This window comes from Micromonospora palythoicola, from assembly GCF_036689795.1.
Lineage (GTDB): Bacteria > Actinomycetota > Actinomycetes > Mycobacteriales > Micromonosporaceae > Micromonospora > Micromonospora palythoicola.
The window spans coordinates 18077-30306 of sequence record NZ_JBAGKI010000023.1; the positions used below are offsets into that span (position 1 = coordinate 18077).

The 12230-nt window shown below is 72.3% G+C and carries 9 protein-coding genes and 1 pseudogene; 8 read left to right on the forward strand and 2 right to left on the reverse strand.

From position 1 onward, the window contains the following. Window positions 1–26: 26 nt before the first annotated feature. A complete protein-coding gene (locus V5O40_RS13055) occupies window positions 27–2159 on the forward strand; it encodes a serine/threonine-protein kinase (RefSeq protein WP_332905677.1) in 2133 nt (710 codons plus the stop codon). 48 nt (window positions 2160–2207) lie between these two features. Beyond that, window positions 2208–3899, forward strand: coding sequence for a phospho-sugar mutase (locus V5O40_RS13060; RefSeq protein WP_332905678.1), 1692 nt, complete (start codon window positions 2208–2210; stop codon window positions 3897–3899). Between the two features lie 51 nt (window positions 3900–3950). Here V5O40_RS13060 and V5O40_RS13065 read toward each other — a convergent pair whose 3' ends face one another. Together V5O40_RS13065 and upp are read right to left on the reverse strand one after the other, a co-directional pair. Continuing rightward, the gene (locus V5O40_RS13065; protein WP_269739865.1) at window positions 3951–4640 is read right to left on the reverse strand and encodes a GOLPH3/VPS74 family protein; all 690 of its coding nucleotides are present in this window, start codon (window positions 4638–4640) and stop codon (window positions 3951–3953) included. 53 nt (window positions 4641–4693) lie between these two features. After that, window positions 4694–5326, reverse strand: a complete 633-nt coding sequence (gene upp / locus V5O40_RS13070; protein WP_332905679.1) for a uracil phosphoribosyltransferase — start codon at window positions 5324–5326, stop codon at window positions 4694–4696. Window positions 5327–5460: 134 nt separating this feature from the next. Between upp and deoC the strand changes: the two genes are divergently transcribed. From deoC to V5O40_RS13100, 6 genes and pseudogenes are all read left to right on the forward strand, one after another. Next, a complete protein-coding gene (deoC, locus tag V5O40_RS13075) occupies window positions 5461–6420 on the forward strand; it encodes a deoxyribose-phosphate aldolase (protein WP_332905680.1) in 960 nt (319 codons plus the stop codon). 5 nt (window positions 6421–6425) lie between these two features. After that, complete coding sequence (locus V5O40_RS13080) at window positions 6426–7883, forward strand: aldehyde dehydrogenase family protein (protein ID WP_332905681.1); 1458 nt, start codon at window positions 6426–6428, stop codon at window positions 7881–7883. Next, window positions 7876–8700 carry an aldehyde dehydrogenase family protein gene (locus V5O40_RS13085; protein WP_332905682.1) on the forward strand — a complete coding sequence of 275 codons (825 nt, stop codon included), beginning with the start codon at window positions 7876–7878 and terminating at the stop codon, window positions 8698–8700. Before V5O40_RS13080 ends, V5O40_RS13085 begins: the two co-directional genes overlap by 8 nt. Before the next feature lie 676 nt (window positions 8701–9376). Further along, window positions 9377–9728: pseudogene (locus tag V5O40_RS13090) on the forward strand (BlaI/MecI/CopY family transcriptional regulator); the annotation flags it as partial. 222 nt (window positions 9729–9950) lie between these two features. Next, window positions 9951–10856: a M56 family metallopeptidase gene (locus tag V5O40_RS13095; RefSeq protein WP_332905683.1), complete on the forward strand. Its 906-nt coding sequence runs from the start codon at window positions 9951–9953 to the stop codon at window positions 10854–10856. Between the two features lie 116 nt (window positions 10857–10972). After that, window positions 10973–12226, forward strand: a complete 1254-nt coding sequence (locus V5O40_RS13100) for a cytochrome ubiquinol oxidase subunit I (RefSeq protein WP_332905684.1) — start codon at window positions 10973–10975, stop codon at window positions 12224–12226. The last annotated feature ends 4 nt before the right edge of the window (window positions 12227–12230 follow it).

Here is a 12230-nt window from a genome sequence, read left to right on the forward strand (position 1 = left end):
TCTCGACTTCCCCCGGTGGCTTTTCTGTGACTCAGATCCCGACGTGGAGCGGCGGACCAGTCAGCACTCCCACCAACGGACGCGCGACACCCGGCACCGTCATCGGCGACCGGTACTCGCTGCGCTCGGCGGTGGGCAACGGTGGCATGGGTACGGTCTGGCGGGCCACGGACACGCTCCTGCGCCGTGACGTGGCGGTCAAGGAGGTCGTCCTCCCACCCGGCCTGGCGCCGAGCGACCGCGACGCGATGTACGAACGCACCCTGCGCGAGGCCCGCGCCGCAGCCGCCATCGCGCACCCGGCGGTGGTGCAGGTGTACGACGTGGTCACCGAGGCCGGCCGGCCGTGGATCGTGATGGAGCTGCTGGACGCCCGCAGCCTCGCCGACATGGTGATCGAGGACGGGCCGATCGCCCAGCGGGTGGTCGCCAAGATCGGGATCGCGCTGCTCGGCGCGCTCGAGGTGGCCCACGCGATCGGCGTGCTGCACCGCGACGTCAAGCCCGCCAACGTGCTGATCTGCTCGGACGGCCGTTGCGTGCTCACCGACTTCGGCGTGGCCCGGATGCCCACCGACGTGCAGCTCACCACCCCGGGCATGGTGCTGGGCTCACCGCACTTCATCTCGCCCGAGCGGGCCATGGGGCAGGAGTTCGGCCCACCCAGCGACCTGTTCTCCCTCGGCGTCACGCTCTACACCGCCGTGGAGGGCCGGCCGCCCTTCGACCGGGGCGACCCGATCGAGACCATGCACGCCGTGGTCGAGGATCCGCCCGCGCCGCCCCAGCGCAGCGGCCCGTTGACCCGGGTGCTGATGGGTCTGCTGGAGAAGGACCCGGCCCGCCGACTCGACGTGCACACCGCCCGCGCCATGCTGCGCGAGCTGCTGGCCGGTCCGCTGAGCAGCAGCGCCGCCGGGGTCAACTCGATGACCGACCAGTACTCCGTGATGCCGGTGCCGCAGCCCGCGCCGATCAGCGCGCCGGCCGCCCCGGCCAAGCCCACCCCGTCCGGGCAGATCGGCGGCCGCGCGATGCTGGGGCCCGGCGAGTCGCTCACCGACCGGCTGGCCGCGCTGCGTCGGGGCGAACGCCCCGGCCAGGCCGCCGCGGCCGGCGCCGCGGCGATGGAGGACACCAGCGCCGACGCCCTGGCCCGTCCCGCGCAGCGGGGTACCGCCATGTCCCCGCCCGCCGGCCGCACCTACGGCGGTGCCGAGGCGACCCAGCGGATCGGTTCGGACAGCACCCAGCGGGTCGGGCCGGAGGTCTTCGGCTACGGCGGCCAGCCCGACGCGACCCAGCGGATCGGCGGCTACGGCGCCGGACCCGACGCCACCCAGCAGCTCGGTGGCTACGGCGCGCAGCCCGACGCGACCCAGCGGGTCGGTGGCTACGGCCCGCAGCCCGACGCGACCCAGCAGGTCGGCGCCTACGGTGCCGCGCAGTGGCCGGCCGCACCGAACCAGCCGTACGGCACGCCGACCCCCGCCGCCGGCGGCGGCACCAGCCCGGTGGACCGGGCGAAGGCCGCCGGCACCCGGGTGGTCGACACCGTGAAGGGCTGGCCCCGCAAGATGCAGCTGGCGGCGGCCGGTGGCCTCGCGGTACTGCTGCTGGTCGGCATCGTGGCCTTCGCCAGCGGCGGCGACGAGACGCCCACCACCCCGGTCGCCGAGCCGTCCACCTCGACGGACGAGGGCCCCGGCATCGAGATGCAGGAGCACTCGGCACGCGGGGTGCAGATGCTGGTGCCCAAGGGCTGGAAACGGGCCGCGCCCGCCGGTGGGGTCTACATCGACTACACCGACCCCGAGGACAGCGGCCGTCGGGTACGCATCCTCAACGAGAAGTGGAGCGGCACCTCGGTCCGCTGGGCGCAGGTCGCCGAGAACGGCCTGAAGACCCGGTCGGCCTCCTGTGCCAAGCCGTACACCCAGGTGGCCATGACGGAGAAGGAGCTGGCCGGGAAGCCCTCGGCCGAGTTCGAGTACACCTGCGGCGAGGGCGCCGAGATGCGGCACGGCATCTGGCACGGGGTGGCCCACGACGGCCGGCTCTACTCGTTCTACCTCACCTCGACCGACGCGCGCTTCGAGGAGAGCAAGCCGATCTACGCGGCGATGCTCAAGTCGTTCCAGCTCACGGCGGCCGGCTGAGTCAGGGCAGCCGCCCGGGGAGATCCGCCGCCGTGCTATCAAGAGGCCATGGCGGCGGAGACCACTGACCTCGACACGATCCGCGAGCGGGCCGAACGCTGGCTCGCCGACGACCCCGACCCGGCCGGCCGGGCGGAGCTGCGGGCGGTGCTCGACCAACTGCCGGGCAGCGCGCCGGAGCTGGCCGACCGGTTCGCCGGGCCGCTCACCTTCGGCACGGCCGGGCTGCGCGGGCCGCTGCGGGCCGGCCCCAACGGGATGAACCTCGCGGTGGTCACCCAGGCCGCCGCCGGCCTGGTCGCCTGGCTCGCCGACCAGGGCGGCACCGGCCCGCTGGTGATCGGGTACGACGCCCGGCGCGGTTCCCGCGAGTTCGCCGAACGCACCGCCCAGGTGGCCACCGGAGCGGGCCGCCCGGCCCTGTTGCTGCCCCGCCCGCTGCCCACCCCGGTGCTCGCCTACGCGGTGCGGCACCTGTCGGCGGTGGCCGGGGTGATGGTGACCGCCAGCCACAACCCGCCGCAGGACAACGGCTACAAGGTGTACCTCGGTGCCGAACTGGGCGGGGAACTGGGTGCCGGTGCGCAGATCGTGCCGCCGGCCGACGCCGGGATCGAGGCCGCCATCCGCGCGGTCGGTCCGCTGGGGCAGGTGCCGCTCGGCCCCGCCGGTCAGGTGCTCGGTGACGACCTGGTCGCCGCATACGTGGCGCGGGCGGTCGGTGTCGTCACCCCGGGCGGGCCCCGGGAGCTGACCGTGGCGTACACCCCGCTGCACGGTGTCGGTGCGGCGGTGCTCACCGCCGCGTTCGCCGCCGCCGGCTTTCCGACGCCCGGGGTGGTGCCCGACCAGGCCGAGCCGGACCCGGACTTCCCCACCGTCAGCTTTCCCAACCCCGAGGAGCCGGGCGCGGTGGACCGGCTGGTCGCGCTCGCCGAGCGCACCGACGCCGACCTGGCCATCGCCAACGATCCGGACGCCGACCGCTGTGCCGTCGTGGTCCGGGACCCTGCCGGCGGGCCCGACGGACCGGGTTGGCGGATGCTGCGCGGGGACGAGGTGGGCGTACTGCTTGCCGATCACCTGATGCGACGCGGGGTCACCGGCCGGTACGCCACCACGATCGTCTCGTCGTCACTGCTACGGGCGATGTGCACGGCGCGCGAGCTGCCGTACGGGGAGACGCTCACCGGGTTCAAGTGGATCGTCCGGGCCGGTGACGGCAGCGAGCCACTGGTCTTCGGCTACGAGGAGGCGCTCGGCTACTGCGTCGCCCCGGACCACGTACGCGACAAGGACGGCATCACCGCGGCGCTGACCGTGGCCGAGTTGGCCGCCGGCCTCAAGGCACAGGGGCGCACGCTGACCGACCGGCTGGACGAGTTGGCCGCCGAGTTCGGCGTGCACCTGACCGACCAGCTCTCGGTACGCGTCGACGACCTGCGCCTGATCGCCGACGCGATGGCCCGGATCCGCGCCACCACCCCGACCACCCTGCTCGGCCAGCCGGTCACCGAGACACAGGACCTGCTCCCCGACGCCGACGTGCTGATCCTGCGTACCGCGGCGGCCCGGGTGGTGGTCCGCCCCTCCGGTACCGAACCGAAGCTCAAGGCGTACCTCGAAGTGGTGGAACCGGTCGCCGAGGGCGACGTAGCGGCGGCCCGCACCCGCGCGACCTCCGCCGTAACCACCCTCCGCACCGAACTCGCCCACGCCCTCGGCGTCCCACCCGGTTGATCATGAGGTTAGCGGCAAAGTTGATCTCCAGGAGTGCCGCCAACCTCATGATCAACCTGATTCGTGCGGGCGGCGTGGGCCGAGGGCGTGTTCGACGGCGCGGCCTAGGGCGGCCACGACGAGGGCTACGGAGGGGCGGATCACGGAGTCTTCCAGGTTGACCTCGCCGGAGAAGCCGGCGCCGCTGGCGATCTCCTCGAGCCGGCGGCGGGCGGCGTCGGCGTCCTCGCCGGTGACCCCGAGGGCGGACTCCATCCGGAGCACGGCGACCAGGGTCGCGAGTGCGGCGGTGCGCTCGTCCGGAGCGGCGCCGGTGAGCACCACGGCGAGCCGCTGCCGGGTCTCCTCCTCCACCGTCGGGTCCACCACCGGGTAACGGTGCACGTGGATGAAGCCCAGCTCGGTCTCGTCGACGTCCCGGACGACGCCCTGCTCGCAGAGGTCGCCGAGAATCCGGTCGCGCAGGCCGTGCCGCAGCCGCTGCACCCAGGAGGAGGGGCTGTGCGGCGTGTCGGCCACGATCTTGGCCAGCACCGCGTCGGTGACCGGCTCGCCGGTGGGCGTCGGGTCCACCGCGGTCAGGGCCCCGTCGGTGTACGCGATCCGCCCGGCCAGCGCCAGCTCGATGAGCACGGCGGCGGCCATCCCCAGGTCGAGGCTGATCCGCGGCAGGGTCGCCTTACCCGTTTCGTCGTCGTAGGCGAGCAGGAGCAGTTCCTCGGCGAGCGGCACACCAGTCATGGCCCGAGACGGTAGCCGGTGCCGGCATCACCCGCACCACAAACCGCCGGGCGTCAGAAGCGGGGCATGCCGCCGAACTGCCGGTCACCGGCGTCGCCGAGGCCCGGCACGATGAACATGCTGTCGTTGAGACCGTCGTCGATGGCAGCGGTGACCAGGCGCAGCGGCAGCCCGGAACGCTCCAACCGCTGGATGCCGGCTGGCGCGGCGAGCACGCAGAGCACGGTGATGTCGGTGCAGCCGCGCTCGGCCAGCAGCCGGCAGCAGTGCTCCAGGGACCCGCCGGTGGCCAGCATCGGGTCGAGGACCAGCACCGGCAGGCCGGCGAGGTCCCGGGGTAGCGACTCCATGTAGGCCCGCGGCTCGAAGGTCTCCTCGTCACGGGCCAGCCCGACGAAGCCCATCGAGGACTCGGGCAGCAGCCCCAGCGCGGCGTCGGCCATGCCGAGACCCGCCCGCAGCACCGGCACCAGCAGCGGCGGGTTGGCCAGCCGGGTGCCCTCGGTGGCGGTCACGGGCGTCTGCACCGGGTAGGTCTCCACCGGGAAGGAACGGGCGGCCTCGTACACCAGCATGGTGGTGAGTTCGTGCAGCGCCGCCCGGAACGTAGAGGAATCGGTGCGCGCGTCCCGCATGGCGGTCAGCCGGGACTGGGCGAGCGGGTGGTCAATGACGAGTACGTCCACGATCGCTCAACCTACCCGTCCCGGATACCGACGCGCGGGCCCCGGCCTCGACCAGCGACCTCGCTCACCCCTGCGCGCTCCGGCGAACCCAGTGACCAAGATCACGCGGCGTCAACCTGCGTAGACTTCGGGGCATGACGGCGACAGCGACGTCGGCCCGCTCGGACCTCTCCGAGCTGGGACGATCCGAGACCGCTCTGCGGACCTTCCTGCACGGCCTACCGGGCGTGGACCAGGTCGGCGCGGAGCAGCGGGCAGCCCAACTCGGCACCCGATCCATCAAGACCACCGCAAAGGCCGAGGCGATCGACCTCGCCATCCGGATGGTCGACCTGACCACGCTGGAGGGCGCGGACACCCCGGGCAAGGTACGGGCGCTCGCCGCGAAGGCGCTGCGGCCCGATCCGGCCGACCCGTCCTGCCCGCACGTCGGCGCGGTCTGCGTCTACCCCGCGATGGTCCCGCACGTGGCCGAGGTGCTGCGCGGATCTGCGGTGCATCTGGCCAGCGTGGCCACGTCCTTCCCGTCCGGCCAGGCACCGCTGGAGATCAAGCTGGCCGACACCCGTGCCGCCGTCGAGGCCGGCGCCGACGAGATCGACATGGTGATCAACCGGGGCGCCTTCCTGGCCGGCCGCTACGCCGAGGTGTACGACGAGATCGTCGCCACCAAGCAGGCCAGCGGGAACGCCCACCTCAAGGTGATCCTGGAGACCGGCGAGCTGGCCACCTACGACAACGTGCGCCGCGCCTCGTGGCTGGCGATGCTCGCGGGCGGCGACTTCATCAAGACCTCCACCGGCAAGGTGCCGGTGGCCGCCACGCTGCCGGTGACCCTGGTGATGCTGGAGGCGGTCCGCGACTTCCGGGCCGCCACCGGGCGACAGGTCGGCGTGAAGCCGGCCGGTGGCATCAAGACCACCAAGGACGCGATCAAGTACCTGGTCATGGTCAACGAGACCGTCGGCCCGGACTGGCTGCACCCGGACTGGTTCCGCTTCGGCGCCTCCAGCCTCCTCAACGACCTGCTGATGCAGCGCACCAAGCTGACCACCGGCGTCTACGCCGGCCCCGACTACTTCACCCTGGACTGACCGCGATGTTCGAATACGCACCCGCACCCGAGTCGCGCTCGGTGGTAGACCTGAAGCCCTCGTACGGGCTCTTCATCAACGGGGAGTTCGTCGACCCGGCCGACGGCGGCAGCTTCAAGTCGATCAACCCGGCCTCCGAGGAGGTGCTGGCCGAGATCGCCGAGGGCGGCGCGCAGGACGTGGACCGCGCGGTCCGGGCGGCCCGCAAGGCGTACGAGAAGGTCTGGGGTCCGATGCCGGGCCGGGACCGGGCCAAGTACCTGTTCCGGATCGCCCGCATCATCCAGGAACGCTCGCGTGAGCTGGCCGTGCTGGAGTCACTCGACAACGGCAAGCCGATCAGGGAGTCCCGCGACGTCGACCTGCCGCTGGTCGCCGCCCACTTCTTCTACTACGCCGGCTGGGCCGACAAGCTGGAGTACGCCGGGTTCGGCCGGAGGCCGGCGAGCCAGCACAGCGGTGCGTACCCTCAGCCTCTTGGCGTGGCCGCGCAGGTCATCCCGTGGAACTTCCCGCTGCTGATGCTGGCCTGGAAGATCGCTCCGGCACTGGCCGCCGGCAACACGGTGGTGCTGAAGCCAGCCGAGACCACCCCGCTCACCGCCTTGCTGTTCGCCGAGATCTGCCAGCAGGCCGACCTGCCGGCCGGTGTGGTCAACATCGTGACCGGCGCCGGCGAGACCGGCCGGGCGCTGGTCGAGCACGCCGACGTGGACAAGGTCGCCTTCACCGGCTCCACCGACGTCGGCCGGGCCATCGCCCGCGCGGTCGCCGGCAGCCGCAAGAAGCTGACCCTGGAACTCGGCGGCAAGGCCGCCAACGTCGTGTTCGACGACGCCCCGGTCGACCAGGCGGTCGAGGGCATCGTCAACGGCATCTTCTTCAACCAGGGGCACGTCTGCTGCGCCGGCTCCCGGCTGCTGATCCAGGAATCCGTCGCCGAGCAGGTGCTGGAGTCACTCAAGCGGCGGATGGCCCGACTGCGCCTCGGTGACCCGCTGGACAAGAACACCGACATCGGTGCCATCAACTCGGCCGCCCAGCTCTCCCGCATCCGGGAGCTGACCGAGGCCGGCACCGCCGAGGGCGCGCAGCAGTGGTCACCGCCGTGCGAACTGCCCGAGCGGGGCTTCTGGTTCGCGCCGACCATCTTCACCGGGGTCACCCAGGCACACCGGATCGCCCGCGAGGAGATCTTCGGCCCGGTGCTGTCCGTACTGACCTTCCGCACCCCGGCCGAGGCCGTGGAGAAGGCCAACAACACGCCGTACGGGCTGTCGGCGGGGATCTGGACCGAGAAGGGCTCCCGGATCCTGTGGATGGCCGACCGGCTGCGCGCCGGGGTGGTGTGGGCCAACACGTTCAACAAGTTCGACCCGACCTCGCCGTTCGGCGGCTACAAGGAGTCGGGCTACGGTCGCGAGGGCGGCCGGCACGGGCTGGAGGCGTACCTCAATGTCTGAGCGGGTCGCGGTACGCAAGACGTACAAGCTCTTCATCGGCGGGAAGTTCCCGCGTAGCGAGTCGGGACGGTCGTATCTCGTGCAGGACTCCAACGTGTCGCTGGCCTCCCGCAAGGACGCGCGGGACGCCGTGGTGGCCGCCCGCGCGGCGGTGAAGGGCTGGGCCGGGGCGACCGCGTACAACCGGGGTCAGATCCTCTACCGGGTCGCCGAGATGCTGGAGGGCCGGCGCGAGCAGTTCGTCGCGCTCGGAGTACCGGGCGACGAGGTGGACGCGGCCACCGACCGCTGGGTCTGGTACGCCGGCTGGTCGGACAAGCTCCCGCAGGTGTACGGGGGCGCGAACCCGGTCGCCGGGCCGTACTTCAACCTGTCCGCGCCCGAGCCGACCGGCGTGGTGGCGGTGGTCGCCCCCGAGACACCGGCCCTGCTCGGGCTGGTCAGCGTGATCGCCCCGGCGATCGTCACCGGCAACACGGTGGTGGTGGCCGCCTCCCCGACGGCACCACTGGCCGCGGTGACCCTGGCCGAGGTGCTGGCCACCTCCGACCTGCCCGGTGGGGTGGTCAACATCCTCACCGGCCGGTGGCCCGAGACCGTGCCCACGCTGGCCGCGCACATGGACGTCAACGCCCTCGACCTGACCGGCGTGACCGACGCTGAGCTGGCGGCCGACCTGGAGGTCAAGGCGGCGGAGAACCTCAAGCGGGTGCTCCGGCCGGCAGCGGACGGTCACGACTGGTCGGCGGATCCGGGGCTCGGCCGGATGACGGCCCTGCTGGAGACGAAGACCGTCTGGCACCCCAAGGGGGTCTGACTCTCCCCCGCTCTTGGGATTTCCGGGAAGCCTCGCTTGGGTGGGGTTTCCTTCCGGGGAGCCTCCGCTCCTGGGGTTTCCGGGGAGCCCCGCCCGCTCCGGGCGGTCAGGCTTGATCCCTGCGCGGGCGGGGCTCCCCGGAAACCCTGACGTGCGCACGGACCGTCCGTGGTTCACGGCTCTCGGGGCGCTGCCCAGCGTCCGGGTCCCCGGTCCGCCGTCCTTTCCGGTCCCCCGTCCTTCCCGGCTCCCGTCGCTGGGCGTGGTCAGCTACCACGGCGGGTCGGTGCTGGCGCAGCGCCGCGTCGAGACCGACGTGCCCGGCTCCCCGGTCCGCCGTCTCCGTCTCTCGCCCCTTCCCGTTCCGCCTCTTGCCCGTCCCCTCTTCCGTTCCTCCCCCCTGTTGCTTTGTCGCCCCGGGTGCTCGCTCAAGGTCCGGGCAACTTCCCGGAAACTGCTGGGTCGAGTGGGTGACGAGGCAGCACCATCCCTGAAGTTGCTGCGGTGGGCGGGCGCGTGGGTGAGGTGCGCGCGGGGGCGTGGGTGAGGTGCGCGCGGGGGCCGGTGTGGGTGGGGTTGGGTGTGCTTGGGGTGGGTGGGGTGGGTGGGGTGGGTGTGCATTGGGGTGGGGTGGGTGTTGGTGGGGTGGGTCTACTACGGGGGGTAGGATTGGGGGGTGACTCGGCTGGGGGATCTTGAGCGTGCGGTGATGGACGTGCTGTGGGACGGGGTCCCCGGCACGTCGGATGGGGTCACCGTGCGTGAGGTGGCCGACGCGTTGGACGGACGCGAGTTGGCGTACACCACCGTGATGACCGTGCTGGACCGGCTGGCCGGCAAGGGCATGGTGCAGCGCGAGCGGGAAGGGCGGGCGTGGCGGTACCGCGCCTCGGCCAGCCGGGAGGCGTATATCGCCCAACTCATGCTCGACGCGCTGGACCTGGGTGGTAGCCGGGACGCGGCGCTGGTCCGGTTCGCCCGCTCGGTCACCGGCACCGAGGCGGACGTGCTGCGCGCGGCACTCACGACGGAGGCCGGGCTGACGGTCGATGCTCCCGGGCAGGTGCATCCGGCAGGTGATGTACTGCGGCGGGCCCCGACGGCAAGCGAGGCACCCGGGCAGAACCGGACGACAGGCGACGCGCCGGGGCAGTCGGTGGACAGCGCCGCACGCGGGTTGACCAATCGGGTCGAGTCGCCACCGGCCGACGGGGCGTCACACCCCGCCGTGGAGCGGTAGGGGCGACGCCGTGGCGCACACCCTGCACTTCGCCGCCTCGATGGTGGCCTGCTGGCTGATCGCCCAGGTGCTGGCCCGCTCCACCTGGACGTGGCGCAGTCCTCGGGTGGCGATCCTGTGCTGGCAGGCGATCGGCCTGGGGGTCGGTCTCTCCGCGATGGGTCTGCCGATCGCGTTGGGTCTCGCCCCGTACCAGCGGGGCACCGGCAGCGCCCTGCTGGCGCTGGTCAGCGATCTTCGGCACGGCACCCTGCCGGCCGGCCTCGGTGCCGTGCACCTGGGTCTGGTCGGCGTCGGTCTCGGCATCGGGGCGGTGCTGCTGACCACGACGGTACGCAGCATCCACGGCGCGGTACGCGCCCAACGCCGGCACCGGGACCTGCTCACCCTGGTCGCCCGGCGGGATCCCACCGTGCCCGGCGCACTGGTGCTCGACCACCCGGGTGCGGCGGCGTACTGCCTCCCCGGGGTGAAGCCACGGGTGGTGGTGAGTGCCGGCACGCTCAGCCTGCTCGACCGGGCCGAGTTGGCGGCGGTGCTGACCCACGAGCGGGCGCACGCGCAGGAGCGGCACGACCTGGTGTTGCTGCCGTTCACCGCTCTCTGTCGCGCGTTGCCCTGGTTCCGCTGGGTCCGCGAGGCGCATGAGCGGGTTTCCCTGCTGGTCGAGATGCGCGCCGACGACAAGGCCCGCGAGCTGCACGCCGAGGCCCCGCTGGCCGGCGCGCTGCGCCGGTTCGCCGCCGCCGGGAACCGGATCACGCCGGCCGGCGCGCTCGGCATGGGCGACCGGGACCTGGACGTACGGGTGCAGCGGTTGCTGGTCACCGCCCGCCCGCCCCGACTGCTCGGCGCCACCTCGCTGGCCGTGACGGCGACCGTGGCCGCCCTGCCGGTCTCACTCTTCCTCAGCTGACAGACCCCTGAACTAACCCTGATCATGCCGGTTCGGCTCTCGCCACGGACCCATACGTAGTTTCTCTACAGGTAGGCTCCCTATGCTGCATCGACCCCCGTCCCGGAAGAGCCGCCATGGACACCCTGCTCCTCGCCCGTCTGCAGTTCGCCATGACCGCCTCGGTCCACTTCCTCTTCGTGGCCGTCACACTCGGCCTGGTCACCCTGCTCGTCGGGATGCAGACCGCCTGGGTGGTGACCGGCAACCCCAGGTGGGAGCGGCTGACCCGATTCTGGGGCCAGCTCTACGTGATCAACTACGTGCTCGGCATCGCCACGGGCATCGTGATGGAGTTCCAGTTCGGGCTGAACTGGAGCGGACTGTCCCGCTACGTCGGCAACGTCTTCGGTGCCCCGCTGGCCATCGAGACCCTGGCCGCCTTCTTCCTGGAGTCGACCTTCCTCGGCATGTGGATCTTCGGCTGGCACCGACTGCGTCGCGCCGCGCACCTCGCCCTGCTCTACGGTGTCGCGATCACCGCGTACGTCTCGGCTTTCTGGATCATGGTGGCCAACTCCTGGTTGCAGAATCCGGTCGGATACGAGGTACGTGACGGCGTCGCCCAGCTGACCGACTTCCCGGCGCTGCTGACCAACCCGGCGCTGTGGATGGCGCTCGGGCACGTGGTGTCGGCGGCCCTGCTTACCGGCGGGCTGCTGATGGCGGCGGTCAGCGCGTGGCACCTCGACCGGCGCACCATCGACCACGCGCTGTTCCGCACCTCGCTGCGGATCGGGCTGGTCACCGCCGCGCTGTCGATCACTCTTGTGCAGGGGTTCGGCTTCGCCCAGTTCGGGCCGGTGGGCGGGATACAGCCCACCAAGTTCGGGGGTAACCCGGAAGCCGACGCGCTGATCGCCGACTGGACCGCCAGGTTCGGCCCGGGCGACTATCTGCCGCCCGCGCTGTCCGACGTCGGCCTCGGCTTCATGATCCTCATCGGTTTCGCCCTCGGCCTGCTCTGGCTGCTCGTCCCACTGCTCTGGCGGGACTGGATCATCCGCCTCCGGTTCCCGCTCTGGCTGCTGATGCTCGCCCTGCCCCTGCCGTTCATCGCACTGATCCTCGGCTGGATCGCCCGCGAGGTCGGCCGCCATCCCTGGGTGGCGTACGGGCTGCTGCCGGTGGACCAGGCGGTCTCCCCGGTCAGCCCCTGGTTGATGGCGACCTCGCTGGTCGGCTTCACCCTGCTGCTCGGCACCCTCGCCGTCACGAACTGGGTGCTGCTCGCCCGGCACGCCGCCCGGGGTGCCGCCGATCCGGCGCTCGGCCGCCCGCCGGCCCAACCGCCGGCCGACGATTCCCGCCCCGAACCCGCGTTCGCCTGAGGAG

What these genes read in the sequence shown, in the direction of transcription:
- V5O40_RS13100 (WP_332905684.1), top strand. Translation starts at nt 10,973, where the DNA reads ATGGACACCCTGCTCCTCGCCCGTCTGCAGTTCGCCATGACCGCCTCG.
- V5O40_RS13060 (WP_332905678.1), top strand. Translation starts at nt 2,208, where the DNA reads ATGGCGGCGGAGACCACTGACCTCGACACGATCCGCGAGCGGGCCGAA.
- V5O40_RS13085 (WP_332905682.1), top strand. Translation starts at nt 7,876, where the DNA reads ATGTCTGAGCGGGTCGCGGTACGCAAGACGTACAAGCTCTTCATCGGC.
- V5O40_RS13065 (WP_269739865.1), bottom strand. Translation starts at nt 4,640, where the DNA reads ATGACTGGTGTGCCGCTCGCCGAGGAACTGCTCCTGCTCGCCTACGAC.
- deoC (WP_332905680.1), top strand. Translation starts at nt 5,461, where the DNA reads ATGACGGCGACAGCGACGTCGGCCCGCTCGGACCTCTCCGAGCTGGGA.
- V5O40_RS13080 (WP_332905681.1), top strand. Translation starts at nt 6,426, where the DNA reads ATGTTCGAATACGCACCCGCACCCGAGTCGCGCTCGGTGGTAGACCTG.